This window comes from Enterococcus sp. 3C7_DIV0644 (genome assembly GCF_002141235.1).
Lineage (GTDB): Bacteria > Bacillota > Bacilli > Lactobacillales > Enterococcaceae > Enterococcus_D > Enterococcus_D entomosocium.
Genome location: NZ_NGLK01000001.1, coordinates 1,359,002 through 1,385,938, shown reverse-complemented (window position 1 = coordinate 1,385,938; position 26,937 = coordinate 1,359,002). Strand labels below are relative to the sequence as shown.

The 26,937-nt window shown below is 44.2% G+C and carries 19 protein-coding genes; 12 read left to right on the top strand and 7 right to left on the bottom strand.

The features are described from left to right. Positions 1-6 precede the first annotated feature (6 nt). The 5 genes from A5877_RS06425 to A5877_RS06405 all read left to right on the top strand — a co-directional run bounded on the left by A5877_RS06425 (position 7) and on the right by A5877_RS06405 (position 9,371). Positions 7-921, top strand: a complete 915-nt coding sequence (locus A5877_RS06425) for a carbohydrate ABC transporter permease (RefSeq protein ID WP_008379474.1) — start codon at positions 7-9, stop codon at positions 919-921. Between the two features lie 21 nt (positions 922-942). Next, positions 943-2,595, top strand: coding sequence for an extracellular solute-binding protein (locus A5877_RS06420; RefSeq protein WP_008379477.1), 1,653 nt, complete (start codon positions 943-945; stop codon positions 2,593-2,595). A gap of 84 nt (positions 2,596-2,679) precedes the next feature. Then, positions 2,680-5,727, top strand: coding sequence for a glycoside hydrolase family 38 C-terminal domain-containing protein (locus A5877_RS06415; RefSeq protein WP_086316589.1), 3,048 nt, complete (start codon positions 2,680-2,682; stop codon positions 5,725-5,727). Positions 5,728-5,733: 6 nt separating this feature from the next. Then, positions 5,734-7,989, top strand: a complete 2,256-nt coding sequence (locus tag A5877_RS06410) for a glycoside hydrolase family 3 N-terminal domain-containing protein (protein WP_086316588.1) — start codon at positions 5,734-5,736, stop codon at positions 7,987-7,989. Next, positions 7,986-9,371 carry a glycoside hydrolase family 1 protein gene (locus A5877_RS06405; protein ID WP_086316587.1) on the top strand — a complete coding sequence of 462 codons (1,386 nt, stop codon included), beginning with the start codon at positions 7,986-7,988 and terminating at the stop codon, positions 9,369-9,371. The genes A5877_RS06410 and A5877_RS06405 overlap by 4 nt, the downstream gene beginning before the upstream one ends. Positions 9,372-9,440: 69 nt before the next feature. On the opposite strand, the gene A5877_RS06400 is transcribed toward A5877_RS06405, so the two are convergent. Next, positions 9,441-10,301 (bottom strand): MurR/RpiR family transcriptional regulator, encoded by an 861-nt coding sequence (locus A5877_RS06400; protein WP_008379484.1) that lies wholly within the window; start codon positions 10,299-10,301, stop codon positions 9,441-9,443. Between the two features lie 216 nt (positions 10,302-10,517). Here A5877_RS06400 and rpsO point away from each other — a divergent pair, with 216 nt between their 5' ends. The 4 genes from rpsO to celB all read left to right on the top strand — a co-directional run bounded on the left by rpsO (position 10,518) and on the right by celB (position 16,250). Further along, on the top strand, positions 10,518-10,787 hold the full coding sequence (gene rpsO / locus A5877_RS06395; RefSeq protein ID WP_005228072.1) for a 30S ribosomal protein S15: 270 nt from the start codon (positions 10,518-10,520) through the stop codon (positions 10,785-10,787). A gap of 382 nt (positions 10,788-11,169) precedes the next feature. Continuing rightward, positions 11,170-13,287, top strand: coding sequence for a polyribonucleotide nucleotidyltransferase (gene pnp, locus A5877_RS06390; RefSeq protein ID WP_034878301.1), 2,118 nt, complete (start codon positions 11,170-11,172; stop codon positions 13,285-13,287). 219 nt (positions 13,288-13,506) lie between these two features. Continuing rightward, positions 13,507-14,907: a glycoside hydrolase family 1 protein gene (locus tag A5877_RS06385; RefSeq protein WP_008379488.1), complete on the top strand. Its 1,401-nt coding sequence runs from the start codon at positions 13,507-13,509 to the stop codon at positions 14,905-14,907. Between the two features lie 2 nt (positions 14,908-14,909). Continuing rightward, the gene (gene celB, locus A5877_RS06380; RefSeq protein ID WP_086316586.1) at positions 14,910-16,250 is read left to right on the top strand and encodes a PTS cellobiose transporter subunit IIC; all 1,341 of its coding nucleotides are present in this window, start codon (positions 14,910-14,912) and stop codon (positions 16,248-16,250) included. An 81-nt stretch (positions 16,251-16,331) separates the two neighbouring features. Here celB and A5877_RS06375 read toward each other — a convergent pair whose 3' ends face one another. From A5877_RS06375 to mvk, 5 genes are all read right to left on the bottom strand, one after another. Next, entirely contained in the window at positions 16,332-18,254 is a 1,923-nt protein-coding gene (locus tag A5877_RS06375; RefSeq protein WP_051154593.1) for a heavy metal translocating P-type ATPase, read from the bottom strand. Positions 18,255-18,548: 294 nt separating this feature from the next. Next, positions 18,549-19,589 (bottom strand): type 2 isopentenyl-diphosphate Delta-isomerase, encoded by a 1,041-nt coding sequence (gene fni, locus A5877_RS06370; RefSeq protein ID WP_086316585.1) that lies wholly within the window; start codon positions 19,587-19,589, stop codon positions 18,549-18,551. Beyond that, positions 19,586-20,668, bottom strand: coding sequence for a phosphomevalonate kinase (locus A5877_RS06365; RefSeq protein ID WP_086316584.1), 1,083 nt, complete (start codon positions 20,666-20,668; stop codon positions 19,586-19,588). Before A5877_RS06365 ends, fni begins: the two co-directional genes overlap by 4 nt. A gap of 36 nt (positions 20,669-20,704) precedes the next feature. Then, positions 20,705-21,703 (bottom strand): diphosphomevalonate decarboxylase, encoded by a 999-nt coding sequence (mvaD, locus tag A5877_RS06360; RefSeq protein ID WP_034872145.1) that lies wholly within the window; start codon positions 21,701-21,703, stop codon positions 20,705-20,707. Then, positions 21,696-22,628, bottom strand: a complete 933-nt coding sequence (mvk, locus tag A5877_RS06355) for a mevalonate kinase (protein ID WP_172634709.1) — start codon at positions 22,626-22,628, stop codon at positions 21,696-21,698. Before mvk ends, mvaD begins: the two co-directional genes overlap by 8 nt. 305 nt (positions 22,629-22,933) lie before the next feature. Between mvk and A5877_RS06350 the strand changes: the two genes are divergently transcribed. Both A5877_RS06350 and A5877_RS06345 read left to right on the top strand, forming a co-directional pair. Further along, a complete protein-coding gene (locus tag A5877_RS06350; RefSeq protein ID WP_176273431.1) occupies positions 22,934-23,578 on the top strand; it encodes a deoxynucleoside kinase in 645 nt (214 codons plus the stop codon). A gap of 132 nt (positions 23,579-23,710) precedes the next feature. Next, the gene (locus A5877_RS06345; protein WP_225869353.1) at positions 23,711-24,574 is read left to right on the top strand and encodes a magnesium transporter CorA family protein; all 864 of its coding nucleotides are present in this window, start codon (positions 23,711-23,713) and stop codon (positions 24,572-24,574) included. On the opposite strand, the gene A5877_RS06340 is transcribed toward A5877_RS06345, so the two are convergent. Further along, positions 24,571-25,206: a pentapeptide repeat-containing protein gene (locus tag A5877_RS06340; protein WP_005233801.1), complete on the bottom strand. Its 636-nt coding sequence runs from the start codon at positions 25,204-25,206 to the stop codon at positions 24,571-24,573. The two genes, A5877_RS06345 and A5877_RS06340, sit on opposite strands and share 4 nt — an antisense overlap. A 332-nt stretch (positions 25,207-25,538) precedes the next feature. Here A5877_RS06340 and nox point away from each other — a divergent pair, with 332 nt between their 5' ends. After that, positions 25,539-26,873, top strand: coding sequence for a H2O-forming NADH oxidase (nox, locus tag A5877_RS06330; protein ID WP_081117741.1), 1,335 nt, complete (start codon positions 25,539-25,541; stop codon positions 26,871-26,873). Positions 26,874-26,937 lie beyond the last annotated feature (64 nt).

Sequence of the window (26,937 nt, the reverse complement as noted above, 5' to 3'; positions counted from 1 at the left end):
CCAAAAGTGAAAACAACTTCTTTAATAAAAGATACCCGTGCTGATAAAATCTTTTTGATTTTTGTTTATGTGTTTTTAGCAATTTCATTGCTGATCGTTTTATATCCGCTGATCTATATCGTCAGCGCTTCGATCTCAAATCCGCATCTGGTAAACTCAGGTGAAATGTGGCTTTTACCAAAAGGAATCACCTTCGAAGGCTATCGAACATTATTGGGCAACAGCAGTATCTGGCGTGGCTATTTGAACACGATCTACTATACAGTGTTAGGAACATCGATCAATCTCTTGGTAACCTTGCCTTGTGCCTATGCGTTATCGCGAGAAGATTTTTATGGGCGACGGGCCTTCACCAATTTTATGCTGGTTACCATGTTCCTGTCTGGTGGCTTGATTCCCAGCTATTTGCTGATTCGCAGCTTAGGTATGCTGAATACCGTTTGGGCACTGGTGATTCCAGGGGCCGTCTCGGTTTACAATGTGGTTGTCACACGAACGTTTTTTCAATCCACAATTCCGCGAGAGATGGAAGAAGCAGCGATTGTGGATGGTTGTTCCGATTTTCGTCTATTCATGCAGATCGTTTTACCATTATCAACGCCGATCATTGCGGTAATGGCTTTGTTCTATGGCGTCGGACATTGGAACAGCTTCTTTAACGCATTGATCTATCTTTCTGATCGATCGATGTACCCGCTGCAGATGATTTTAAGAGAAATTTTGATTCTTCAAGATATGTCTTCAAATACCGTCAGCAATGTGACTTCAGAAATGGCGAATATGCTATACAGCAAACAGCAACTCGCTCAAGTCATCAAGTACGGTGTCATGATCGTTTCTTCGTTACCGGTAATCATCGTCTATCCGTTCTTACAAAAGTATTTTGTCAAGGGCATGATGGTCGGTTCAATTAAAGGATAAAAAAATCAAAGGAGGAAGAAAATGGGATTAAAAAAGAAACTTTTAGGAATGGCGGGTGTCGCTTTATGCAGTACCCTCGTCTTGGGTGCCTGCGGCAATTCTTCAGATGAGGGAACTGGAGAAAAGAAAGAGGTTGCTATCAATCATGACAGCCAATTTCCAATCATCAAAGAAGGCGAAGAGCTGACCTTGAATATCATGGCACCAGGTGTGGGAATGGCCGAGTGGGAAGACATGCCGACGCTACAGGATTACCAAGAAAAAACCGGTATCAAACTGACTTATACGACACCGCCATCGGCTGACTTTAGTACGAAACTGAACTTAGCCTTTGCTTCCGGCGACTTGCCGGATATCGTTTACGGTGCTGGTTCGCAAGCACTGACTGCTTCGATGGAGATCGATTACGGTTCACAAGGGATTTTACTTCCCTTAGAGGAGTATATCACGCCAGAAATCATGCCAAATCTTTATGCACTGACGCAAGAAGATCCTTCTATTTTAAAATCGATCACCACGCCAGATGGGCACATTTACTCCTTACCAATGATCTCTCGGAATGCGACTTCAATCTGGTGGCAAGGCCCGATGTGGTACAACGGCACGTGGCTAGATAATTTAGGTGTATCAGAACTGCCGAAAACCACAGAGGAACTGCAAGAATTGTTGACGCGTTTCAAAGACGAAGATCCTAACGGAAATGGTCAAGCAGACGAGATTCCATTGACGGATGTCGATATGAACTCGACACGTGTTTGGTTGATGGCCGCCTTTGGCTTACGGACTCGCGGGATTCAAGTGGACGATGATGTGGTCTCCTACACACCGACATCAGAAAACTACAAAGCATTCTTGGAATACATGAATACACTTTACGATGAAGGCTTGCTGGATAAAGAAGTTTATGGACAGTCAGATGAGCAGAAAAAAGCGAAGGGTGAAAACAATCAACTAGGGCTTTTTGCCGACTATTTCAGCTTCTTTACTACTGGTCGCAGTGAGGCAGAGGCGATGAACGATCCGATGTTCCAACCGTTGACCTCTGAATGGGCACCAGAAGCCAAGATTCCTGGCAGTCCACGAATCTCTCGGGGAACTTTTGCATTGACCAATGTCAATCCTTCCCCAGAAGCTTCCATGCGTTGGGTGGATTACTTCTATTCGGAAGAAGGCACAAAATATATTGAACAAGGGCCAGAAGGTGTTCTTTGGGAGTACCAAGAAAATGCGGATGGCGAAAAAGTCCGGGTTTATGTGGATGGCATTGATACAGACAACACGGAAGACGAACGCGGCAAAATCACGCCGGCATATGGATTGACTACACCAAACATTGTCATTGATACAACAGGTGAATACCATATCCGCAAAACGGCTGATGAAGAACCAGATACTCGTTTTAGTGATTGGGTTGCACAAGAAACGGCAGAAAAGATGGAAGACATCGCTGAAGTACCATTCCCGCTACTGTATTTAACGATTGAAGAAAATGACAAAGTAGCAGCCACTGCCACTGATTTGACAACTTATGTAGAACAAATGGAAGCGAAGTTTATCACAGGTGTCGAGCCATTAGACAAGTGGGACGATTATGTGAAAACGATCGAAGCAATGGGCATTGACGAATATGTCGAAGTCTATCAAACGGCCTATGACCGCTGGAAAGCAAACTAATATCATACGATAAGAGAAACGGGTCGAGACAATCAATCTCCACCCGTTTTTTTTCAAAAAATAGATAGAGGAGTCAAAAGAAAAATGAGAGTTATGCAGCCTTACGAGTTTGAACGCATCCGAAAAATTTTCTACAAATTAAAACAGTACCGTGTACGCTATCAACAGCCAATAGACCTGCTTTTTTTAAAACAAGAGGATTGGGTACCGTATGAGCAAGGGAGTTATTTCGGAGAAAAAAACACCTATTATCAGCTGAAAGGCAGCTTTCAAGTTCCCAATGATTGGGTAGGGAATCCTTGTGTCTTACAAGTCTATTCAAGCCTCTCAGAGTGGGACAACACCACCAATCCCCAAATCAAAATTTATTTGGACGATACCTATGTCCAAGCTATCGATGTCAATCATCGAGAGGTCACTTTGGCTGAAGGATATCAACAAAAAGCAGTCAAACTGAAGATTGATCTGTTCTCGGGCCGTTCCGATAAACCATTCCCACTGCATATCAACTTATTGGCATTGGATCCTGTCGTCAATGAACTCTGGTTTGATTTTTATACGCTGTTTGATAGTTGGCGTGCCATTCGTGCGTTTGGCGGTGACGAAGCATTTTATCAACAAGTTCTTGGTCAAGTCGCCAATGTCTTGGATTTTCGTACGCCCTACTCAGCGGCATTCTATGAAAGTCTCGCAAAAGCCAAGCAACTGCTTGCGTCATGTTACTTACCAGCGCATACACCAAAACAAAAAGTGACGGCTGTCGGCCATACCCACATCGATCTGGCGTGGCTTTGGACGGCACAGCAAGCAATTGAAAAAGGTGAGCGCAGTTTCCAGACGGTCTTGAAATTGATGGAGGAGTATCCAGATTACACGTTTTTTCAAAGCCAACCACAACTGTATCTCTCCATGAAAACACATTATCCTGAACTTTACGCTGCAATCAAAGAAAAAGTTCGAGAAGGAAGATGGGAAGTTGACGGGGCGATGTGGGTGGAAGCCGATTGCAATTTGACTTCAGGGGAATCACTGGTTCGTCAGATCCTTTATGGCAAACGGTTTATGAAAGAGGAATTTCAAGTCGATAGCCGAGTCTTATGGCTTCCAGACGTCTTCGGTTATTCAGCCGCCTTACCGCAAATTTTACGCAAAACAAATACGCCCTACTTTATGACGACGAAGCTGTCATGGAACCAGTTCAATCAAATTCCTTTTGATTCTTTCTACTGGCAAGGAATTGATGGCAGCCGAGTTTTGACGCATTTTATTACCACCATCAGTGAAGGGTACAGTCCCAGAGATTATTACACGACATATAATGGATTGCTAGATCCTTACACGATCAAAGGCAGTTTTGAACGTTATCAGCAAAAAGATCAGCACGACGAAATTTTGATTGCCTATGGGTATGGTGACGGTGGCGGAGGCCCGACGAAAGAGATGCTAGAAGTCCAGAAACGGCTGCAAAAAACATTGCCGGATATGCCGACGATTACTGGCAATCATGTGGGGGGCTTTTTTGATCGACTGGCAGATTCTTTTAAGGAAAAATCTGGCCCAGTCTGGTACGGCGAATTGTACTTTGAATACCATCGTGGAACACTGACTTCGATTGGCAAAAACAAGAAGGCCAATCGCCAAGGAGAATTTTTCTTACAGACGATTGAAAAACTTTATAGTATTTGTGCAATCAATCGTTATCCGCAAGCTGAATTAGAACAACTTTGGAAACAGCTGCTATTTAATCAATTCCATGACATTCTGCCGGGAAGCTCGATCAAAGAAGTTTATGATCAGACGGATCAAGAGTATCAACAGCTCTTTGATAAAGGCTGCAAGCTGATCGAAACTTTGTTTCCAGCGGTGCAAGCAGCCGAAGCTACGTCATGGCATGTCTTTAATCCGCTGGGACAAGAGCGGACGGGTCTGGTCTATTTAGACGATCAGACAGGGATCAAAGAAGCTTACCTGACTCAGCGGACCTATGATGACCGGCTCTTAGTCAAAATTCCCGCCATGGCTGGATTGAGCTGCAAAACACTGACCTCTGTCTCAGCTGTGCCTCAATCAAAGCAAGTGGCAATGCGGCTGGAGGAATCGTTTGAAACGGTTGATTTTAAAGTGATTTTTGACGAACACTTTGACATCATCTCTTTATTTGACAAACGGCAGCAGCGAGAAATCGTGCCAAAAGGCGAGCGGTTGAATCAGTTAGTGGCTTACGAAGATCTGCCAATGGATTATGATGCGTGGGACATTGATATTTATTACCAGAAGAAGCCTTATCCTGTGAAGCAAGTTCTCTCAGCTGAGGTTGTTGAGCAAGGGGAGATTCGCGATACCTTGAAGATCAAACGTCAGTTTGAAGATTCTTTTATTACGCAATGGCTGCATTTTTACCATGGCACGGGAAGAATCGATTTTGAAACAGCGGTTGATTGGCACCAGCATCAACTGCTGTTAAAGGCATTGATGCCGATTGATGTTAACACATTGGAAGCAACGTTTGATATTCAATTCGGGCAGGTAAAACGACCTGTGCATCAAAACACGACATGGGACCAAGCACGTTTTGAGAGCTGTGGTCAAAAATGGGTTGATCTCTCAGAAGGAAATTATGGGGTTAGTATTTTGACAGATTCGAAATATGGGTTCAATACGGATTATCAAAAGATCGGGCTTTCTTTGATCAAATCGCCGATCGATCCGTATCCAGAAGCGGATCAAGGCTTTCATGAGTTTACCTACTCCTTGTACGCCCACGAAGGGACTTGGCAAGACGCGCAAACGATGGAAGAAGCTTTGGCATTGAATGTTCCCGTTCTAACCGTTCCAAGTGTGCCACAACTATCAGCAGAAGCTTTTCTAGCAGTCGATCAAAAGAATGTCTTGCTGGATACGGTGAAAAAAGCCGAAGATGAAGAGGCACTGATCGTGCGGTTGTATGAATATCACAATCAAACCACCGCCTGTCAATTGCGTTGCCAAAAAAGAATCAAAAAAGCGGTTTTAACGAATCTTTTGGAAGAAACCGTCGCTGAACTGCCGGTCGAGCCGCTGGATGCCCAAAGCATCACAATCCATTTCCAGCCTTTTGAGATCCAGACCATCATGCTTTATTTAGAAGACTAAATAGAAATGGAGAAGCATATGATTGAGACACTTTTACGGCAAATGACGTTGAAAGAAAAAATCGGCCAGCTGAATCAGCGTCTGTATGGTTGGGAAGTTTATGAAAAAACTAACGGAAAAATTATGTTGACTGAAACCTTTAAAAAAGAAGCAGCTCGTTTTGGCAGTCTTGGCTGGATTTACGGCGTGTTTCGAGCTGATCCTTGGTCAGGTAGAAATCAGCAAACAGGCCTGACGACCACGGAGTCCTATGAGCTGTCCCTTATGATTCAAACTTATTTGCAGGAGCACACTCGGCTGGGGATTCCGGCCCTTCTCAGTGAAGAGTGTCCTCACGGGCACCAAGGTTTAGAAGCGACGACGTTTCCGGTCAATTTTAGTGTTGGTTCTAGTTGGAATCCAGAGCTGTATCAAGCGGCCCAAACTATCACTGCTCAAGAGATTCGGGCAAAAGGAGCCCATGTTGGCTTGGTTTCCGCATTGGACATTGCTAGAGATCCGCGTTGGGGGCGAACTGAAGAATGTTTCAGTGAAGATCCGTTTTTAACCAGCAGCTTTACCAAAGCGGCCGTCAGAGGATTACAAGGATCAAAAACAACGATAGAAAAGCAGAACGTTTTAGCGGTATTGAAGCACTTTGCTGCCCAAGGTGCAGGAATGGGGGGACACAATGCAGGGCCAGTGGCAATCGGTGATCGGGAATTCCGCGAGATCCATCTGCCACCAATGAAAGCAGGGATTGCTGCTGGGGCCTTGGGGTGTATGGCTGCATACAATGATCTAGACGGTATCCCGTGCCATGCCAATGCTTATTTGCTGCAAGATGTTTTACGAGAAGAAAGTGGCTTTACGGGAATTGTGATGGCCGATGGGTGTGGGCTGGATCGGATTGCTGACTGGCTGGGGAGCCGCCCGCAAGCGGCCGCCAAATCCTTGACCAGCGGTGTGGATGTTAGTTTATGGGATGAAGTTTTCCCAGTGTTAGAAGAAGCTGTCCTTGAGGGGCTACTTGCGGAAACGGCGATCGATGATGCAGTCCGTCGTGTGCTTCTTTTGAAAGAAAAACTTGGCTTGTTTAAAGAAGCAACGCCCCGTGTTTCATTGCCCCGTAAAGAAAAGGCGCAACAAGTTGCCTTGAAATTGGCGGAGGAATCGATTGTTTTACTAGAGAACAATGGTATTTTGCCTTTGAAGAAAACGCGACAAAAGATTGCCGTCATCGGTCCTCACGTTAAACAGCTCTATCATCAGCTGGGGGATTATACGCCATTCAAGGAAGAAACAACATGTACGACCCTTTGGGAAGGTTTGACCAGTTTAAGTACGCATCAAGCTGACTTCTTCTACGAGAAAGGCTGCGAAATCTCTAGTGGCACACTGGCTCAACGAAGGCAAGCCTGTCAGATTGCAGAAAAAGCGGATGTCGTCTTAGTGACGATCGGCGGCTCCAGTGCCCGTGATTTCACAACGGATTTTGACAAAAACGGTGCCGCCTTAAGGGGATCTCAGGAAATGACCAGTGGAGAAAACATCGACTTGGCTACCCTCGATTTGCCGCAATGCCAGTTGGATTTACTGTTTGCGTTGAAGAAGAGTAAAAAGCCGCTGATTGGGATCGTGATTTCCGGTCGACCGCATTGCTTAGCTCCTTTGAAAGACTTGTTCGATGGGGTGCTTTACGCTGGCTATCCCGGCCAATATGGAGGGGAAGCGATTGCTCGGATCCTTTTTGGCGAAACGGTACCTAGTGGGAAATTAGCAGTTTCTATTCCTGATACAGTTGGACAACTGCCTGTCTGTTATAATTATCGCAACACAGCGTTTCAAAAAGACTACCTCGATCAAAAAGGCGCACCAGTATATTTTTTTGGTTATGGGCTTAGTTATGCCTCTTTTATTTGCAGCTCGGTTTCGGCTGAATATGCAGGGGAAGGCATTATCGTCAGTGGCACACTTGAAAATCATTCTACTGTGTCTGGTAAAGAAGTGGTCCAATGCTATCTAAAAGAGTATACAAAAGCATATGTGCCGAGGAAAAAAGTCTTATGCGGCTTTCAAAAAGTATGGGTGCCTAGTCAAGGACAAGCAACTTTTCAACTCGTGATCGGTGAAGCATCATTGCAGCAGCTGGCAATTTCCTTGGAAGAAACAACATCGTTTTGTCTGGAAGTCGAAACAGCAGGTCAGCGGTATCGATTTGTATTTCAACGGTCCAACCCTGACCGCACGTGGCAGGTAATTCAGAAAGGAGCAAAAGAATGATTCAATTTCCAAAAAACTTTTTATGGGGAGCGGCCGCGTCAGCACCACAAACCGAGGGGGCCGCAGTGGTTGACGGCAAAAGTCCCTCTACATGGGACAAATGGTTTGAGTTGGAGCCGTCACGCTTTTACGATGGTGTCGGACCAAGCGACACCTCAAATACCTACTATCAATACCGGGAAGACGTAGCAAACATGAAGGCCATGAACTTGAATTCCTATCGGACATCGATTGCATGGACCCGCTTATTACCAGATGGAAAAACATTGAATCAGACGGCAGTCCGGTTTTATCGGGCATATTTTCAGGAAATGCTGGATCAAGGCATCGAACCGATCATTAATTTGTTTCATTTTGACATGCCTTGGTGGCTGATGGAAAAAGGAGGCTGGGAGGCGCGGGAATCCGTGGACCATTTTGCATTTTATGCAAAAACTGCTTTTGAACAATTTGGCGATTTAGTGAAAAAATGGGCGACCTTTAATGAACCATTGGTGCATATTGAATGTGGGTATTACGGAGATGCTCATTGGCCGCAAGTGCGTGATTTCAAGCGGGCAATTCAAGTTGGTTATCATACCTTGTTAGCCCATGCGAAGGCAGTTGCTGAGTTTCGTAAAATCGCACTTCCTGATGGAGAAATCTGTATCATCTTGAATTTGTCACCTGTTTATCCAAAAAGTCAAGAAGCGGCTGATCGAGAAGCCGCTGAATGGGCAGATCTCTTGTATATTCGCAGTTTTTTGGACTGTGTCGTTTATGGACAATTTCCAGAAAAGCTAACGAGCTTATTCAAGGAGCATCACTTGTCCCCTGAATGTGAAGCAACAGATGCGGAAATTTTTCGTGAAAATACCGTAGATTTTATTGGTTGCAATTATTATCAACCGTTGCGGATCCAAGCACCACTTCCGCAGAAGGCAGCATCCGGTCCCTTTGAGCCACGTCAGTTATTTCGTGGGTACGATTGGCCAGAGAAAAAAATCAATCCTCATCGCGGCTGGGAAATCTATCCAGAAGGGATTTACGATATCGCGATGCGTCTAAAGAATGACTATCAAAACATGCCATGGTTTGTTTCCGAAAATGGCATGGGGGTATCTGAGGAAGAACGGTTCATGGACGCCACGGGGCAGGTCAATGATACGTATCGGATCGCCTTTGTTGAAGACCATTTGCGTCAGCTGCATCATGCAATCGAAGACGGGTCTCCTTGTTTCGGTTACCATATGTGGACCTTTATGGATTGCTGGAGCTGGTTGAATGCATATAAAAACCGTTATGGGTTTTATCGAGTGGATTTGAAAAATGACTTCAAGCGTTATCCCAAAGCGTCCAGTTTTTGGTTGGCAGAAGTAGCTGCCAAGAATGCCCTTGATTGATCAAAGTGTCCTTAGAAGAAAAAATACCGCAGGAAAACTTTCCTGCGGACTTCTTTGGCTATGAATATTTTATAAATACTTCTCACGAAAATCGGCAATGGCTTGGCGTGAGGCATAGATATTGCGTGCCAGCTTTTCATTCTTGCTTAAAAAGACATAGAAAAGGACATCGACCGCCAATAGGTGGGCGATAATCGAATTCGTAGCAGCACTACGTTGGTTGGCTTCTTTGGAACGGGACACTTGCAGGGGAACATCCGCCAACTTTGTTAATGGATTACTGCCAAATCGGGTGAGTGACAGAATCGGGACGCCAAGATTTTTAACGATTTCTGCTAAGTGAACCATCTCAGGCGTGTGTCCACTGTTGGAAATGACCCAGAGGAGACTTTTTTTCTCGTTTTTGACGAGTTGCGGCAACAAGAGATTGTAGTCATTTTCAAACACGACGATTTTGCCTAAACGGGTCCATTTTTGTTGGATATCTTGTGCGATCAATGAAGAAGCACCGATCCCGCAGACAAAGATTCGCTCACGAGTCGCGATCAGTTCAGCGGCAGCCAACATCAGCTGTTCTTCTAACAATTGGGCCGTCTCATTCATAGTCACCTGTGCATTGTGGCTTAATTTAGATGTGATGGCATGAAAGGGCTCATTTAATTCAACATCGGCATAGCCCAAGTTTTCATTGGCATTTTGGCGCAAGCCGGATTCCGCAGATAATTGTATTTTTAAATCTGTCAAACTAGCAAAGCCGGTTTTTTTCGCAAAGCGTACGACAGTCGGCGCACTGATCCCAGTGGCTTCTGCTAATTGACTCGCAGTCATCGACGGCACTTTTTCAGGATTGGCCTCCATGAATGCGAAGAGTTTCTTCTCAGAAAGCGATAATTCATTTTTCATGCTCTCGATTCGGGAAAGAACGCTCATCCTTACACTTCCTTTAGATAGAGTAGTATCCTAAGTATAACATAAGTTTTGGAGGAGCTTTCAAAAGAAACGAAAAGAATAGGTAGATAAACTTGCTTTTTTCCTTAGAATCAAGTAAAGTAATTACGTGTGAAAAGCACAGTACCTGTTACTTGGTTTAACGAATCACCAACGTTTTACTCAGTCGCAGGGGAAAAAGAAAAAGAGGTGAAAAACATGGCAATTTCAAAAGAACGCAAAAACGAAATCATCAACAAATTTGCACGTCATGAAGGAGATACTGGTTCTCCAGAAGTTCAAATCGCTGTTTTAACAGAAGAAATCAACCATTTGAACGAACATGCACGTATGCACAAAAAAGACCACCATTCATACCGTGGGTTGATGAAAAAAGTTGGACATCGTCGTAACTTATTAGCTTACCTACGTCAAAAAGACGTACAACGTTACCGCGAATTAATCCAAGCTTTAGGATTACGTCGTTAATCAAACAAAGAAAAGTGAGGTTCAACCCGAATCTCACTTTTTTGCTATGAATCACTGCGACTGGGCGGCGCAAGCCGCACAGAGCAGATGATGAATAGTACTAGGCGAGGGAAACGAGCGTAGTGACCAAGCAGCGGAATCACTGCGACTGCAGTGTCGGCTAAAACAGCTGATGCAGTCTGACAGGTGATCTCGAGCCATCTAAAAAGTGAAACACCGAAAGAGCGGCCTTTTGACTGGTGAATCAAAAAGCGCAGCTAAAAAGAATTTTGGGTCCTTGTAAGCAGCATCCTACTAACCAAATGAAAGCAGCGGAACGACATTCCGATTTTTTCATTTGTTTAGTAGTGACTTGCTGGGATCCGATGAAAAGGAGCAGAACATGACAGAAAAACAAGTATTCAAAACAACTTGGGGCGGCCGCCCATTAGAAGTAGAAGTTGGCCAATTAGCCAAACAAGCAAACGGAGCTGTATTGGTTCGTTATGGCGATACGGTTGTCCTAAGTGCAGCGGTTGCATCTAAGGAAGCAAAAGATACCGACTTTTTCCCATTAACAATCAATTACGAAGAAAAAATGTATGCTGTAGGGAAAGTACCTGGTGGCTTTATCAAACGGGAAGGACGTCCAAGTACGGAAGCAACCTTGACTGCCCGCTTGATCGATCGTCCGATCCGTCCAATGTTTGCGGAAGGTTTCCGTAACGAAGTGCAAGTAACAAACATCGTAATGAGTGTTGAGCAAGATTGTACGCCAGCAATGGCGGCAATGTTAGGTTCTTCTTTAGCATTGTCTATTTCAGATATCCCGTTTGACGGACCGATCGCTGGTGTTGATGTTGGTCGGGTCAATGGCGAGTACGTCTTGAATCCAACAGTAGAACAAGCAGAACAAACCGATATCGAATTGACAGTAGCTGGAACGAAAAAAGCCATCAACATGGTTGAATCAGGCGCGAAAGAAGTTTCTGAAGAAGACATGTTAGGTGCGTTATTATTCGGTTTTGATGCTATCCAAGAATTGGTTGCCTTCCAAGAAGAAGTTGTCGCAGCTGTGGGCAAACCAAAAATGGAAGTCAAATTGTTACAAGTAGATGCTGACTTGAAAAAAGAAATTTTCGACGGCTACTACCAAACAATGAAAACTGCTGTTATGACTGAAGAAAAATTGGCTCGTGAAGACGAGATCGATAAAGTCAAAGACACAGTGAAAGAAGTGTATGCAGAAAAATTTGCTGGACATGAAGAGGAAGCACAATTCTTGAAAGAAGTGAAACAAATCGCGGAAGATCTTGAAAAAGATGTGGTTCGCGAATTGATTACTATCGACAAGATTCGTCCGGATGGTCGTCAATTAGACGAAATCCGTCCACTGGCATCAGAAGTTGGCTTATTGCCACGTGTTCATGGTTCTGGTCTATTTACTCGGGGACAAACCCAAGCATTGTCCGCTTGTACGTTAGCACCTTTAGGAGAACACCAAATCATTGATGGATTAGGGGTTGAAGAATCAAAACGATTCATCCACCATTACAACTTCCCTCAATTTTCTGTTGGTTCGACTGGTCGTGCCGGCTCACCAGGACGTCGTGAAATCGGTCATGGTGCATTAGGCGAACGTGCCTTAGCACAAGTGATTCCTGATGAAACAGACTTCCCTTACACAATCCGTCTCGTTGCAGAAGTATTAGAATCAAATGGTTCTTCTTCTCAAGCAAGTATCTGTGCAGGAACCTTAGCATTGATGGATGCAGGGGTGCCAATCAAAGCACCAGTTGCAGGTATCGCAATGGGACTTGTATCTGATGGTGAAAACTACACGATCTTAACTGATATTCAAGGCTTAGAAGATCACCTTGGCGATATGGACTTTAAAGTTGCTGGAACCAAAGATGGGATCACTGCGTTACAAATGGATATCAAGATCCAAGGAATCACTGAACAAATCTTGACAGAAGCATTAAGTCAAGCGAAAAAAGCACGGATGGAAATCTTAAATGAATTGACATCAACATTGGCTGCTCCTCGTGAAGAGTTAAGCCAATACGCACCGAAGATCGAAATGATCCAAATCGATCCTGCGAAGATCAAAGATGTAATCGGTAAAGGCGGCGACACCATCAATGGCATCATTGATGAAACTGGCGTGAAAATCGATATTGATCAAGACGGAAAAGTTTCGATTGCTTCTGCTGATGCAGAAATGATCCAAAAAGCTATCAAGATCATTGAAGAATTGACGAAAGAAGTAAAAGTTGGCGAAGTGTACCTTGGGAAAGTTGTCCGTGTTGAAAAATTCGGTGCGTTTGTCAACTTAATCAAAGGCAAAGACGGCTTAGTTCACATTTCACAACTTGCGAACGAACGGGTCAACAAAGTAGAAGACGTTGTCAAAGAAGGCGACGAAATCTTAGTGAAGGTCACAGAAATCGACAAACAAGGCCGTGTGAACCTTTCAAGAAAAGCACTATTGAACGAAGATAAAGCAGAGCAAAAATAAGCTGCTACTTCTAAATTATCGCATTGAAAAGCAAAGTCTAGGAAACTAGACTTTGCTTTTTTTTTGTCTAAGTAGCACATCTTCAAAAGGGTCTTACTTGACAGGAGTTATTTTTTGCTTTAGTGCGAAAAATAAGAGATAATTCAGAATATTGTCTTTGCCATGCAAGCAATAATTCTAAGATGTTAAACGCATCTTATTTAGGATAAGGAGTACGATATGAAACAAACATTTCCAACTGATTTTTTATGGGGAGCATCGATTTCCGCTCACCAAACCGAAGGAGCGTATCAAACCGATGGCAAGGGACTGAGTGTCCAAGATACTCGTCCAAGAGACAACCACAAGATCGCGGATTTTACTGTGGCTGTCGACCATTACCACCAGTACAAAGAGGATATCGCCTTGTTAGCAGAAATGGGGATCAAAATTTTCCGTTTTTCGATCGCTTGGTCGCGAATTTTTCCAGAAGGGCGCGGTACTATTAATCAAAAAGGATTGGATCATTACAGCGATGTCATTGATGAATTGCTGAAACACGGCATTCAGCCCTTTGTAACGTTGAACCATTTTGACTTGCCGCAAGCATTGGAAGACGAAGGCGGCTGGACAAAACGCAGCACCGTTGAGGCATTTGCCGCATACGCCAAAACGCTGTTTACAGCCTATGGGGATCGAGTGACGCACTGGCTGACGATCAATGAACCAAATATCATGCTGTTGGTGGATCAAAAAATATTAGGGAAAAAGATTCCATTATCAGAAAAATACCAGCAATTTCATCACCTGATGATCGCTGAAAAATATGCTTTCGAAGCGTGTCATGAAATCGTACCGAATGGCAAAATCGGACCGGTGCCGAATATTTCGTTGGTCTATGCGGCGACTAGTCGACCAGAAGACAACCAAGCGGCGCTGTATTTCAACAGTGTCCGGAACTGGGCGTACCTTGATTTCGCCTGCTTCGGTCGTTACAATACGGTCTTTCAAGATTATTTGAACCAAAACGGCCTCACGATTGACTTTGGTCCGGAAGATGAGGTGTTGATGAAACGGGCTCTGCCTGACTTTGTCGCAATGAACTTCTACACCACGGTGACAGTGGAGCAGCCGACGGAAGCTGGGGACATGAAAAACGGCATCAGTGATCAGCAAAGTGAAGACATTATGGAGCGTGGTTTTTACAAAGGGTTCACCAATACGTTCTTGAAGAAAAATGCCTTCAATTGGACCATCGATCCCTTGGGACTGAAAACGACGTTGCAAACACTTTATGATCGTTACCACTTGCCGATCATCATTACTGAAAACGGCTTAGGGGCCGAAGACCATCTAGAAGCAGATGGCGCGGTTCATGATCCGTACCGTATCGATTATTTGTCGCAGCATATCAATCAATGCTTAGCCGCGATCAATGCTGGGGTGGATCTGATCGGATATAGCCCGTGGTCTGCCATTGATTTGATTAGTGTGCATGAAGGGATTCGAAAACGGTATGGTTTTATTTACGTAGATCGCAATGATGCAGAGGAAAAAGAACAAAAACGAGTGAGAAAAGACAGCTTTTATTGGTATCAAAAGCTGATTGAAGAAGGGGCGATCCCTTCGTTGGAGGAGTAATGATGACAAGTGTTTTTACCTTTTTAGAAACGCGTTTGATGCCGCCATTGAATAAGTTGGCGAATTTACGCTTTATTCGCGCAATCATGCAAGCTGGGATCATTACGGTCCCTTTTACGATCGTCGGATCGATTTTTTTAATCATCAATAATTTACCACAAATCATTCCACCACTGGCTGGCTTTTTCGAACAAACGATTTTACGATTTTCACCGCTTTATAGTGTCGTAACTACCATGTCTGTTGGCTCGATTGCTGTTTTTTATTGTTTAGCAACAGGGTATTATTTAACTGAGATCTATCATAAAGAAGAGCATTTGACTATGAGCAGTTTTGTAGGGGCGTTATTAAGTTTGTTTGCCTTTTTAATGACGATCGTCCAAGTCGATATCACAGATGGTGCGGCACAATTGCTGCAGTCAGAGAGCGAAACCGCCATTGTTTATAATGGGGTCGCTTTAGGCGGTTGGATCACTCGCTTCAGTGGAGTAGGGATCTTCATCGGGATTATCACTGCAGTACTTGCTACGTCAGTCTATCGTTTTTGTGTAAAAAGAAATATCACCATCCAGATGCCTGAAGGGGTTCCTGATGGAGTCAGCAAAGCATTTGCGTCATTGATCCCAGCGATTTTGATTGCCTTTTTGATGGTGGCGATCAATGGAGTACTGGCGGTTTTCCACACGGATCTTCACGGATTGCTATCCAAACCATTTGAATTCGTGAAGGAGTTGACGGGTTCGTGGTTAGGAATCATCGTGATTATGCTCCTTATCCATCTCTTATGGGCAGTGGGGGTTCATGGGACGGCAGTTATAAAAAATAGTTTCATCAATCCCATCCTATTGGTGGCTCTAACTGAAAATATCGATGGTGCCAATAATATTTTTGCTGGGGATTTTGTGAACATGTATATTTTTATGGGTGGCGCAGGAAGTACACTTGGATTGGTTTTATTGATGCTGTTTGTGGCAAAATCACAACAGCTCAAAGTCTTAGGAAAAGCAGCGATCTTACCGGGGCTTTTTAACATCAATGAACCAGTGATCTTCGGGGCACCGATCGTCTACAATCCGTATTTGATCATCCCCTTTATCGTAACACCTTTGATCAACGTGACGATTGCTTACTTTGCTAGCTCGTTTGGCTTTGTCGATAAAGTCATTACGGGAATTCCCTGGATTTCACCGGTGGGCATAGGGGCGTTTTTAGGAACCGGCGGTGATTTCCGAGCCATCCTGATCGCTTTGATCAACTTAGGGGTTTCCATTCTCTGCTATTATCCATTCTTTAAGATGTACGATGGCAAACTCTACACGGAACAACTTGCCAATCAAGCATAAGTAGAAAAAACAGCAAAACGCCCGTTGATGGACTTCTAGTGAAGTGCCAACAATGGGCGTTTTTGCTAGTGCAAATAGTGGTCACGTATGCAAAGACTGTTGATACAAGACACAATCATCGCAATCTTTGCGGGTTGGTTTGGCTTGCTGGGGTGTTTCTTTGTGTAATGGCAAAAGCATACGCAACCCGTTTAAGATAACTAAGATCGTGCTTCCTTCATGACCCACGACCCCTAGAGGTAGCGTGAGAAATTCAAGGAAGTTTGAAGCGATCAGCAACAAGATGACACTGATAGAAAAGACGATGTTTTGTTTGATGATCCGCTGTAATTTCTTAGCCAAACGGTGACTGTCGACCAAACGCAGCAAATCATTTTTCATCAAGACGATCTCCGCCACATCCATTGCGACATCTGTTCCTTCGCCCATCGCGATCCCTACACTTGCGGTCGCTAAGGCGGGGGCATCATTGATCCCATCACCGACCATCGCATTGATTTGGTAGGTTTCTTTCATTTCTTTGATCCGAGTGGTTTTCTCATCAGGCAGGCAATCACTTTCGTAGTCAGACAAGCCGATTTCTGCGGCGATCACTTTGGCAGTACCTAAATGATCACCCGTCAGCATCGTCGTGTGAATTCCTTGCTTATTGAAGTAGGCAAGACTCTCACGAGCTTCAGGACGGGGCTGATCCAATAGTGCTAAATACCCTGCTAATACACGGTCACGATTGATATAAATCAAGGTTTTTCCGGCTGCTTTCAATTCTTGGATGCGGGTTTGTTCACTGACAGCAACAGAGGTTAGATCGACTTCTTTTCCAATCGTCCAATGGGCAGCTTGGTAAGTGGTGGCTAGACCGACCCCCGCTTGTTCTTCCACTGCTAATTCCAATGGTCTTTCATCGTGGAAATACGCCAAGATCGCTTCAGCCAATGGGTGATTTGATTGTTTTTCCATCCCAACAATCAGTTGGGGGATAAACGGTTCATCCAGCAATAGATGAACATCAGTGACAGCAGGTTTGCCTCGAGTCAGCGTTCCGGTTTTGTCAAAAGCGATCGCTTTGACATTGGCAAAGGCATCCAAGGCTTGTCCGCCTTTGCATAAAACGCCCAAACGAGCAGCGTGAGAAATGGCTGCTAACGTCGCAGGAGTAGCAGAGGCGACTAAGGCACAAGGGGATGCCACTACTAGTAAGACCATGCCACGATAAAAACTTTCTTGGAACCCCCAATTCGTGAAAAACGTACACAAAACGATCATTAGTGGGACGGCGATCAGGACGATCGGCACATAGATCCGTTCGATTTTTTCGATCAGGGTCGCCGTTTGACTTGGCATTTGCTGCGCTTCTTCCACCAATTGAATGATTTTTGCAAAGCGGGTGTTTTCACTCGTTTGAGTAACTTCAATGTACAATGGCTGCCCAAGGTTGATGGTTCCCCCAAAGACTTCACTGCCTAAACGTTTCTCGACAGGAATGGATTCGCCACTGATGGCCGCCTCATCAACACTGCTGGTTCCTTGGATCACGATACCGTCGATCGGGATCGCACTGCCTTTTGCCACCATAATCGTATCTTTTAACTGAAGGGCTTCGACTGGTACTTCGACGAGCTCCCCAGATTCAATCATTTTTAAGGCAGTCGTTGGTTGCAGTGCCATTAATGAACTAATTTCTCGCGTACTTTTGTTGGTCGTATATTCCTCAAGGGCACCGCTCAAACAAAAGATAAAGGTCAGCATCGCCCCTTCAAACCAATGCCCAATGATACAGGCACCAATGGCGGCTAACGCCATCAGTAGATCGACGTTCAACCGTTTGTCGTGCACCAATTCTTGCGTGCCTTCCCAGGTTTGTTTCCAACCCCCGGCAAGAATCGCTAACAGATAAGGGACAAAGCTATAAGGAATGGAAAAAGATGCCATAAGAAAGCCAGTTGCCATCAATAGCAAACAAGCAATCGTTGAAAAAACAGCCGACGATTCGGATTTACTCATAAGAAACGCCTCCTTTTGAATGTAGTCTATGAATGAAAAAACCGATCCTTTTCTCAAGAAACAATCGATTGTTCCTCCCTCAACTTGAGCATAGCACATTCGAAAACAAGATGGTAAAAAAACAACGTACCTGATAATGAAAGTGATTATCAAGTAGCGATTAAATAACGCTACTATCCAAATGATAAATGGAAACTCACTATTATAGAAAAAAGAACACAAAAAAAGCAGTACAATAAAAAACGAATTGTACTGCTTTTGCTTGTTCGATGTGGTAGTCAGCGACTGGATCGGTTAACGCAAACTATACTTTGCTAAGGGAATCTGACGTGCTTCACACCACTCTTTGACAGCACCAGAAAAAATCAGCTGGATCTTGGTGAGGTCTTTGGTACTTGTCTGTCCTGCCATAGTGTAGAGCAGCTGTAGCTGTTCCTTCCATGATTGCAAGGTGGCGATCGTTTCTTCTTTGCCTTTTGACAAAAGCAGCACGAGGATCGTGGCGGATAGTCCTACACTATCCGCACCAAGGCAAAGTGCTTTGAAGATATCGTAAGCATCCCGAACTCCGCCTGAAGCGATGCGGGTAAAGGGCTGTTGGATCTCATTTGCTTCCAGCAAGGAAATCACGGTGGATTGACCAAAGGTGTCTAAATACGCCAATTCACGTTTTTTTCGACGAGCATTTTCGATTTGAGTAAAACTTGTGCCGCCGCTGCCAGCAACATCAATCGTTTGTACGCCGATCGCCAGTAACTGCTGAATCGTTTCACGAGACATCCCAAAGCCGACTTCTTTGACGACAACCGGAACGGCAACGGAAGCAACCGTTTTTTCCAATAAGGACAGCCATTGGCTAAATTGACGATCGCCTTCGGGCATCACTAATTCTTGTGGTGCATTAAGATGGATCTGCAAGGCGTCGGCGCCAAACAGTTCTACTGCCCGTTGTGCATTTTCAACGGGACTGCCCGCACCAATATTGGCTAATAAGAAGCCGTCAGGATTGGCTTTACGGACGATACGGAAAGAATCGGCGACACTTGGGTCTTTTAAGGCAGCCGAAACGGAGCCGGTTGCCATCATCAAGTCACAGGCTTGCGCGATCTCTGCTAACTCTTGATTGATTTTTAAGGTTTTTTCACTGCCGCCTGTCATGGCATTGATGAAAAAAGGGCTGGAAAATGAGCGGTCAAAGACAGTCGTCGTAATTGACACATCAGCCACGTCAATTTGCGGAAAGGACTGGTGGACCAAGCAAACTGCATCAAAATCGTTGCTGTGTTCTTTATGGAACGCTTTTGCTAAGGAAACATGTTCATCTTTTCGATTCATGATAGGTCCTCCCGGTAATGGTAAACATGCAGCGGCAATGGGGTGATCTCGGCTTTTTCCCACGCACTCATCAATGGTAAAATACCGGTTTTCTGGTCAACGATCACGATGCCACAATCGCCACCGCCGGCACCAGAAGATTTGGCTGCGCCACAATAATTTTCTGCTAGATCACAAAGCTTTTTAAGTGCGGGGGTTTCAATCGGTACACCAGTTAGTGCAGACAACTCCCGCAGGAGCTTTCGATTTTCCGTGATCATTTTTTTGATCGTGCGACTGTCTTCATTTAAGAAGCCGTCGATCAATCGATTGACGCAGTCTTTGCTGGCTGCTAAAAAGGCGGCATAGGCGTTTTCTTTTTCTTCTTTGGATTGATAGACTTGATCCACTAAATCAGAAGTAGAGGCAGGAGAGCCTGTCCAACCAATCAATAGTCGAAGCGATTTCGGAACCGTCAAGGGACGGATCGATAATCCTGGCCAATCGAAAGCAATCAATTCTGTTAAGGTATGGTCCTTTTGTTTGGCTAAGACCCAGTCGTGATCGAAGGTTGAAAAAGCGATCCAGCCGCCATAACAAGAGGCCGCAATATCACCGCACGACCCATTGCCTTGAACAGCGAGATGGGCAAGAGCCGCAATTTTGAATTGGGTCAACCGATCCATTTCCATTTGATAGTACAGATTCAATGCTTTGACCGTGGCAACAGTCACGGCACCGCTGGAACCGAGGCCATATTTGCGACCATTCGAGTTATCCAGTTCACTGGTCACTTTTAAATCGTAAAAGGAAAGGGGGATGCCTTTTTCTTGGGCATATTTTTCCGTCAGACGAATGGCTGCCAAAATATAGTGGAAAGGATTATCCCGATGGTCTAAGACTAATTCGCCTTTGCGACGCGTCCAGCGAATCGGCAGGTCGCTGTATTGGGCAGACTGGATGCTGCCGTTTTTACGGGCCTCTTCCACATTGACTGTAATAAATTGGTCAACGGCAACGATGATTGCAGGATGACCATGTTCGACAACGGCGTATTCACCAGCAATAAATAGTTTTCCGGGAACGGATAGTTCAATCATTTCGACACTCCTAATCGATGGCTTCTTAATGGCTTCTTAGTTGATGGCAGAAGATTCTTCCACCGGTAAAAAGGCTAATCCTTTACCCGCGTGAGCAGTTACTAATTGTTCTGAGGCAAAGTGAGCACTTAATTCACGTAAAATCGTTTGTTCTTCTTGTTTTTGGCATAAAACTTTGACATTGGGACCAGCATCCATCGTGAAATAGCAAGCCAATCCTTTTTTTCGCAGCATTCGGACACATTCCATGGCTCGTAAAGATTCAGAAGACCAATAAGTAAAAGGTGGTTCGGCGGCTAAGGTCGTTCCATGCATTTTCAAGGCGTTGGCCTCGGTCGTTTCACCTAAAGCAGTAAAGTCTTTCTCGGCAATCGCTTGTTTCATTTTCACGAGATCAGTTGCGGTGGCAGTAAGCCAACCCGGATAAAAACTCGAGGTTTCAACGGTTCGACGCATCCCCTCACGACTGGAAACTTCTTTGGCTTGTGCGTTGATCAAAATAAAGATCATACTCAATTCTTCTTCCCAGCCATTCGACGGCACTTGCGTGGCAAAAGAAGTCTCATCGGTGCCTTGATGCCATTCAGCAAAGCCGCCGTAGATACTCCGACACGCCGAACCAGAACCGCGACGGGCCAAACGGGATAACTCTTGCTCCGACAAGTTTAATTCCAGTGCTTCACTACAGGCACCCGCCAATGCCGCTAATCCACTGGCAGAAGAGGCAAGTCCGGCAGCGGTTGGAACAAAATTTTGACTTTCCACCGTGGCATACCACGGGCAGTCCGCTTTTTTTCGTACCAGATCCAAAAAGTCCGCAACTTTTTTTGTGGCAGCGTCTGTTTGAACCACGCCATCCAATGTAAAGCGATCTTGCGTAAAATCGGGTGAAAAAGCCACCGTTGTTTCTGTGTAAAAAGCATCGAGGGTCAGGGACAAACTATTGTTCATCGGTAAAATGAAAGTTTCATCTTGTTTTCCCCAATACTTGATCAATGCGATATTCGTGTAGGCGCGAGCCTTTCCCTTATACATGTTCATAAACTCCTAATCCTTGTATCCATGCCGCACGAGCGCCATCGGACAATAAAATACGGCTGATATTCTCAGCCTGTTCCTTCGTTTTGGTTAGTGCGATCATACAGCCGCCCCGGCCCCCGCCGGTCAGCTTTGCCCCGTAAGCACCGTGTGCCAACGCTAAGGAAACCAACTGATCCAGTTGCTGATTGCTGACCCCTAGCTGCTGCAGGGCCTGATGGGCGTTGTTCATGCTTTCACCTAATACTTCTAATTGATTGGCTATGATGGCCTCTTTAGCTTTTTTGGTTTCGATCCCTAAACGCTGGATTGCTTGACTAGCCAGCTGCTTGCTGGTTTCAAAAAGATGGGCGACACTTTTGACTGCTTCTCTCGTTTGCCCTTTGATTCCAGTATCAGCGACGAGCAAATAACCGTCGATCGTGAGGGGAAACGAAGTGATGGGATGCCCTTTGATAAAGTAAATGGCATCTGTCCCACTGGCTGCCGCAGCATCGATCCCGCTAGGATTGCCATGAGCGATTTTTTCAGAAAAGTTGACATAGGTCATCAATTCTTCTTTTGTAAAGTCTTTTTTGATCCAATCAAAAAAAGCGCGAGTCAGTGCAACAGCGACCGCCGCGCTAGAACCCATTCCCCGTTCAGAAGGGATAGTGCTGACGATGGAGGTTGCAAAAGGACCCGTGTGGAAGTCTTGTTGCAGACGATGCAGCAAGTCTTTGACATTTTTTAAGTGGCTGGGGACTTCTTCAAGCAGACCGTGATAGTAACTTGAAATCAAGGTGCTTGTTTCATTTGCTGTGATCTCGACTTGTACTTTTGCTCCCGCAAAAGGGAAAGCAATTGCTGGTTCACCGTAAACAACCGAATGTTCACCCATTAAGATGATTTTTCCTGTAGCTATGCCAGTACCAATTGACATTATTTTCCTCATTTCTCTAGGGAGCTTACCCCACATGATTCATTTATCGTTTGTCAGTCAATTGTAACTATCTCCTGACAAAAACACAATTTAATTAAAGATCCTTTCCTATTTTACTAGAAGAAGGCTCTTTCGTTAAGCATTCCGTATGAGATTTCAAAAAAAAGCAAAAATCTTTAAACTTTTATTGAAAAAATTCTTGATCTGTGCTTCAAAAGTTTCAGTTGACGGCACAAGATATAGTGTTGTATAGTTGATATCGCAAAGGCAACATACAATATTTAGTGATGAGTGAGTTGGGGGATATGAGCGTGATCGTATTAGCAGGAACGATTGGTGCCGGTAAATCAAGTTTGACCGCATTGATCGCCAATCATTTTGACAGTCAAGCCTTTTATGAATCGATCGATGACAATGAAGTGTTACCATTATTTTATGCAGATCCAAATAAATATGCGTTTTTACTGCAAATCTATTTCTTAAATAAACGATTTGAAAGTATCAAGCAAGCCATGAAAGACGACAATAACGTCCTGGACCGTTCCATTTATGAGGATTCACTGTTGTTCCATTTAAATGCGGACCTTGGGCGAGCGACCGATACCGAGGTCAAAGTCTATGATGAATTGTTAGCCAATATGTTAGAAGAGCTGCCGTATGCAGCCCACAAAAAGCATCCAGATCTTTTGGTGCATATTCGCGTTTCTTTTGAAACGATGCTCGAGCGTATTGAAAAACGTGGGCGGGAATATGAGCAGTTGACCTTTGATCCTTCGTTATACGACTATTACAAAGAGTTGAACAAACGCTACGATCAATGGTACGAAGAGTACAATGAGAGTCCAAAGATCCAGATCGATGGCGATCAATTCAATTTTGTCGAAGACCCGCAAGCGGCACAGGCCGTTTTAACGATGGTGGAAGAGGCCTTGAAAGACGCCCGTAAATAAGTAATAGCCAATACAGCCAGGAAAGTCCTTTGATTGGGCTTCTGGCTGTTTTCTTTTATAATAGAAGAAAGCAAGAGTGGAGGATGGGTTGTGGAAAACAAACATGTCTTTTATGACGGAAACTATGAATGGATTCAAGTCGACCAACAAGACGCAAAAAGCGTGATGGCATTGCAAAAACAATATCATTTGTCTGACGAGATGCTTACGTACTCTTTAGATAAAAACGAACGCGCGCGGGTCGAATATGATGCCGAAGAGGAAGCATTGCTGCTGGTTTTCAATGTACCTCAGCAAGAAAAGCGTGAAAATCATTTTGAGACCAGCCCGATGACGTTTATTTTAAAAAGGAAGCAACTCTTTACTTTTGCATCCCACAATACCCGTTATGTGATTCCAATGATGGAGCGCTTGATCCTGCAAAACCCGCTGCAAACGCCCATTCATTTTTTGTTTCAAAGCTTGTTCTTGATTTCTGGCACGTTTTTTCCGTTAGTCGAAGAAGTCAATAGTGAGCGGATTCGCTTGAATCAGCGACTACGGGAAAAAACAACCAATAAAAACTTACTGCAAATGTCTGATTTGGAAGTTGGACTGGTTTTTTTAGTGTCTGCCACGAAACAAAATGCGGTCCTCTTGGAGCAAATCAAAGCATTATCCATTTATCGTTTGATGGATGATGATGAGCGGGAACAACTGGATGATGCCTTGATCGAAGCCAAACAGGCAGTGGAAATGACCCAACTGGCATTCCAAATTTTGGAACAATTGTCTGGTACCTACAATAATCTATTAAACAATAACTTGAATGATACCATGAAGTTTTTGACCGTTTGGTCCCTCTTATTGACTGTGCCTTCCATCGTCACCAGTTTCTTTGGCATGAATGTTCCGCTGCCTTTTACCAATAGTATTTTCGGTTGGGGTATTGCCTTGTTAATCAGTTTAGTGTTATCCGTCTGGATGTTGATTGCTTTATGGCGCAGAATTCGTTAGTCGATCACCAAACCTAGACCGGCGGCGATGACCAAGGCTTGTTCTTGATCGACTGTTAGTCCTCGCAAGTGTTCAAAGGACAACGCGATCTTTTGAAATTGATTGGTCCGAAAATCTAAAGTTGCTAATTTTGTGTGAAACCAGTTGCTATTGTTCAACTGGTTTTCTTGTAGCGTCAAGTGTTTCCAATCCATCTCATAAAACTCACTGTCGTTTAGTTGGCACTGACGAAACAGCATCGTCCGTAAATTGGTATTGCTAAAAGAAGCAAAGTTTGCCACGCAATCTTCAAAGGTACAGTCACGGAAATAGCTTTCCGCAAAATTCGTACCAGTCAATTTACACTGTTTAAAGTGAACACGATGAAAGCTGGCACCAAAACATTCCAGATTAGAAAAATCGCAGTTCTCAAAGAGGACATTTTGACATTCCCATTGACTCAAGCGTGTTTTTTGCATCGTCACTTTCTTGAAATGACATTGCTTCAAGATAAGGTTTTTGCAAGTATCATAGCTATAATCACCGCCTTCGAACACCCCCCCTTCGAAAAGCAGTTCTTCTTCTAAATAAAAATCCTGTGGCTCTAATGCCGACAATAAGGGCGGTAGTGGCAATACGATTTTTTTCTTCATCAAGATCCCATCCTGTATGTTTTTCTCTCAGTATAACACGGCGAATCGATGCCGCGATAGTTACGAAAAAGCGGCAGGGTATTGTGAAATTTATTCAATCGGTTTGCAGAATGCTTTTATAACAAGGGAAATCTTTGATTTTTAATACATATTTTTTCACAATCTTTTTACTTGCAAGACGAAAATAATTTTGATATAGAAACTTAACCCGCTGAAAGTGACGTATATCAACGAAAAACTGTCACAAATTTTTAAAATCGCGAAAAAGTTGATAGTTTTCAAATTCACAAGCGAGCTATAATGACAATGTAAACAAAAGGAGGAAATTTTCCATGACAAAAACAGTTATTATCGGTGCAAACCACGCGGGGATTGCTGCTGCCAATACACTATTAGATAACTACAAAGACCAAGAGGTCGTAATGATCGACCGTAATACAAACTTAAGCTACCTAGGTTGTGGGACTGCTTTATGGGTTGGACGTCAAATCGATTCATACGAAGGCTTGTTCTATACAAAACGTGAAGATTTTGAAGCAAAAGGTGCAAAAATCCATATGGAAACAGTGGTTGACCATATCGATTTTGAGAAAAAAGAAGTACACGCTGTGACCAGTGAAGGTGAAACGATCGTTGAATCTTATGACAAAGTTGTCATCGCAACTGGATCTGTTCCGATCTCACCCAAAGTACCTGGACGTGACTTGAAAAACATCCATTTCTTGAAAAAATTCCAAGATGGACAAACGGTTGATAAAGAGTTAGCCTCAGAAGACGTGAAAAACGTTGCCGTTATCGGTGCTGGTTACATCGGTGTTGAAATTGCTGAAGCAGCAAAACGCCGTGGTAAAAATGTGTTGCTTTTTGATGCAGCGACACGGGCATTGCCAAACTACTACGACAAATGGTTCACAGAAGATATGGACAAAAACTTAGCTGACAATGGCATTGAATTGCATTTCGGTGAATTAGCACGTGAATACAAAGGAACAGAGAAAGTAGAAGCAGTTGTAACAGACAACGGCGAATACCCAGTTGATCTAGTGATCAACGCGATCGGTTTCTTACCAAACAACGAGCTAGGCAAAGATCATTTGGAATTGTTTGCTAACGGCGCGTACTTAGTGGACCGCCATCAACGGACAAGCGATGCAGATGTTTACGCAGTCGGTGACTGTGCAACTGTGTACTCAAATGCTTTGCAACAAACAACGTATATCGCATTAGCAACGAATGCCGTACGTTCAGGGATCGTCGCTGCCCATAATATCGGCGGAACGTCTCTAGAATCAACAGGTGTTCAAGGATCAAACGGGATTTCGATCTTCGGCTACAACATGGTTTCAACTGGCTTGTCAGTCGAAGCTGCCGAACGTAATGGCATGAAAGTGAAATACTCTGATTACGAAGATACCCAAAAACCAGGCTTCATGAAAGAAAATGCGACAGTTAAGATCCGTATCGTCTATGAAGAAGAAACACGACGCATCGTTGGTGCACAAATGGCGTCACGTACATCTGAAATCGCAATGGGCATCCACATGTTCTCACTAGCGATCGAAGAAGGCGTAACGATCGACAAGATGAAGCTATTAGATATCTTCTTCTTGCCTCACTTCAACCAACCATATAACTACATCACGATGGCTGCATTGAAAGCAGAATAAGAAACACGAAAGTCGGAGCGTATGCTCCGGCTTTTTTTTTTTGAAACAATCATGAAAACTGTTG

Coding starts and splice junctions, on each gene's coding strand:
- A5877_RS06400 (WP_008379484.1), bottom strand. CDS start 10,301: ATGAGCGTTCTTTCCCGAATCGAGAGCATGAAAAATGAATTATCGCTT.
- A5877_RS06405 (WP_086316587.1), top strand. CDS start 7,986: ATGATTCAATTTCCAAAAAACTTTTTATGGGGAGCGGCCGCGTCAGCA.
- A5877_RS06410 (WP_086316588.1), top strand. CDS start 5,734: ATGGAGAAGCATATGATTGAGACACTTTTACGGCAAATGACGTTGAAA.
- pnp (WP_034878301.1), top strand. CDS start 11,170: ATGACAGAAAAACAAGTATTCAAAACAACTTGGGGCGGCCGCCCATTA.
- A5877_RS06375 (WP_051154593.1), bottom strand. CDS start 18,254: ATGAGTAAATCCGAATCGTCGGCTGTTTTTTCAACGATTGCTTGTTTG.
- A5877_RS06350 (WP_176273431.1), top strand. CDS start 22,934: ATGAGCGTGATCGTATTAGCAGGAACGATTGGTGCCGGTAAATCAAGT.
- A5877_RS06340 (WP_005233801.1), bottom strand. CDS start 25,206: ATGAAGAAAAAAATCGTATTGCCACTACCGCCCTTATTGTCGGCATTA.
- A5877_RS06385 (WP_008379488.1), top strand. CDS start 13,507: ATGAAACAAACATTTCCAACTGATTTTTTATGGGGAGCATCGATTTCC.
- mvk (WP_172634709.1), bottom strand. CDS start 22,628: ATGTCAATTGGTACTGGCATAGCTACAGGAAAAATCATCTTAATGGGT.
- A5877_RS06415 (WP_086316589.1), top strand. CDS start 2,680: ATGAGAGTTATGCAGCCTTACGAGTTTGAACGCATCCGAAAAATTTTC.
- rpsO (WP_005228072.1), top strand. CDS start 10,518: ATGGCAATTTCAAAAGAACGCAAAAACGAAATCATCAACAAATTTGCA.
- fni (WP_086316585.1), bottom strand. CDS start 19,589: ATGAATCGAAAAGATGAACATGTTTCCTTAGCAAAAGCGTTCCATAAA.
- celB (WP_086316586.1), top strand. CDS start 14,910: ATGACAAGTGTTTTTACCTTTTTAGAAACGCGTTTGATGCCGCCATTG.
- nox (WP_081117741.1), top strand. CDS start 25,539: ATGACAAAAACAGTTATTATCGGTGCAAACCACGCGGGGATTGCTGCT.
- mvaD (WP_034872145.1), bottom strand. CDS start 21,703: ATGTATAAGGGAAAGGCTCGCGCCTACACGAATATCGCATTGATCAAG.
- A5877_RS06365 (WP_086316584.1), bottom strand. CDS start 20,668: ATGATTGAACTATCCGTTCCCGGAAAACTATTTATTGCTGGTGAATAC.
- A5877_RS06420 (WP_008379477.1), top strand. CDS start 943: ATGGGATTAAAAAAGAAACTTTTAGGAATGGCGGGTGTCGCTTTATGC.